The organism is Saccharomonospora saliphila YIM 90502, assembly GCF_000383795.1.
Taxonomy (GTDB): Bacteria; Actinomycetota; Actinomycetes; order Mycobacteriales; family Pseudonocardiaceae; genus Saccharomonospora; species Saccharomonospora saliphila.
Window position 1 is genome coordinate 84497 of sequence record NZ_KB912629.1, and the last position, 1975, is coordinate 86471.

Consider the following 1975-nt stretch of genomic DNA (forward strand, 5'->3'; position numbering starts at 1 on the left):
GCCCGCGGGAGTGCCCCGGCGGCCGGGCACCGGCGCCGGTGGCCCGCCCGGCCGCGAGCAGCTCGGCAACCAGGTCGGTGTCGCTGGTGCGTTCCCCGTCCGGATCACCCACCGGTTCCTCCCCCGATGCCGTCCCCGGGAGCCGGCAGGCAGCTCCCCGCGCGTGACTCCTACAAGTACAGCCCCGTCCCGTGCTCCGTCCGCTCGCTGGCCACCGCGTGAATGTCGCGTTCCCGCATGACCAGGTAGGCCTCGCCCTGGATCTCGACCTCCAACTGCTCCTCGGCGTTGAACAACACCCGGTCGCGGACCGAGACGTTGCGCACGTTGCTGCCCACGCCGAGTACGGTGCCCCAGGACAGCCGCTTGGCGACCTGCGCGGTCGCCGGGATCACGATGCCGCCCGTGCTGCGCCGCTCCCCGTCCTCGGACGGCAACCGCACGAGCACGCGGTCGTGCAGCATCTGGATCTCGAGCTTCGTGTCCGTTTCGAGTGGACCGTTGGGTTCTGACACGTCAGTCATGCTACGTCGCGCGAGAAGGGTGGGTCGGAGACCTCAGACGTGCTCCGCCTGTCCGGAGGGAGTTCCCGCCATGACGAGGGGCAACCCGCTGCCGCCCTCCCGTTCCACGCGCACGGGCACGCCCCAGTCCTGCCGCGTGACCCGGCAGACCGGGTGCTCGGCGTCCGCGTCGCAGCTCGCCGCCTGGGCCACCACCTGCAACACGCCGCCCTCGTGTCCCTCCGCGAGCGTCAGCGTGCGCTCGAGGTCGGTGCCCTCTCCCGCGCCGTCGACGAGCAGGTCCGGCGGGGAGGCACTCACCTCCAACCGGGTCGACGGGCCGTACCGGTCGTCCAGCTTCTCCCCGTCCGGCGGGGTGAACACCACCGACAGGTGCACGGTGCCGGGCGCGAGCACCGTCGGAGGCCTGCGCACGAGCAGCTCTTCGCCGTCGACGGCGCTACCCGCGCCTGCCCCGCCGTCGCCCGGAGCGGCCTCCGGCGCCAGCACGCGCAGGCGGTGCGCGGCCGACTCCACGACGAACACCCCGGTGTCGGTCACCAGCAGGTCGGAGGGTTCGGCGAGGTCGTGCGCGAGCGTGGACATCGTCCCACTGTCCGGGTCGAACCGGCGTACGGCGCCGTTGTAGGTGTCGGCGACCGCGATCGCGCCATCCGGCAGGACCGACAGCCCCGTGGGGTGCTGCAACAGCGCGCGCTCGGCCGGTCCGTCCCGGTGGCCGAAGGTGAACAGGTCCACACCCACGGCCGTGCGCACCGCGAAGCCGGATTCGTCGGCACCGCCGGTGGGCTCGATCCAGCGCAGGGCGGAAGTCTCGGCGTCCACGAGCCACAGGCGGTCGCCGGAGACGGCAAGACCGGAGGTCTGCGCGAAGAACGCCGAGCGCACGTCGCCGTCGCGCAGGCCCTCCACGGTGGTACCGGCGAAGCGGGCGATCTCACCGCGCACGGGATCGAACACCGCGAGCGTGTGGTTGCCCGCCATCGCGACCACGACACCGCCCGCCGGTTCCCACCAGCGCACGTCCCACGGACTGGTGAGGTCCACCCGTTCGGCGGCACCGGAGTCCGCGCCGTCGCGCCACTGGTTCCCGGTGCCCGCGACCGTGCGCACCGATCCGGTGCGCAGATCGACACCGCGCAGCAGGTGGTTGCCGGTGTCGGCGACCAGCAGGTGGTACCCGGCACGCTCGGCCACCTCGGGCGGGAGCAGCGTCACCCCGGAGGGTTCGGCGAACCGCGCCACGTCGAACGCGCCGTCGGTGTGGCCGCGTGTGCCGTCACCGAAGCGGCGCACCACCGTCTCGGCGTCCGAGGCGAACTCGACCACCGAGTGGTGCGCCGTGTCGGCCACCAGCACCCGCCCCTCGGCGGTGGCCACCGCCTTCGCCGGGAAGCGCAGCGCGGGCTCGTCGGTGCCCGTCCGGCTCCCCCGGCCCGCGCGGGCGTGGG

At 73.6% G+C, this 1975-nt stretch carries 2 protein-coding genes; both read right to left on the minus strand.

Annotated features, from left to right (window positions below; all coding sequences use genetic code 11):
• Positions 1-170: 170 nt before the first annotated feature.
• Positions 171-524, minus strand: coding sequence for a GroES family chaperonin (locus SACSA_RS0104520; protein WP_019813886.1), 354 nt, complete (start codon positions 522-524; stop codon positions 171-173).
• A gap of 33 nt (positions 525-557) precedes the next feature.
• Positions 558-1975 (minus strand): NHL repeat-containing protein (locus tag SACSA_RS21470; RefSeq protein ID WP_019813888.1); only part of this gene is annotated, 1418 nt, incomplete at its 5' end.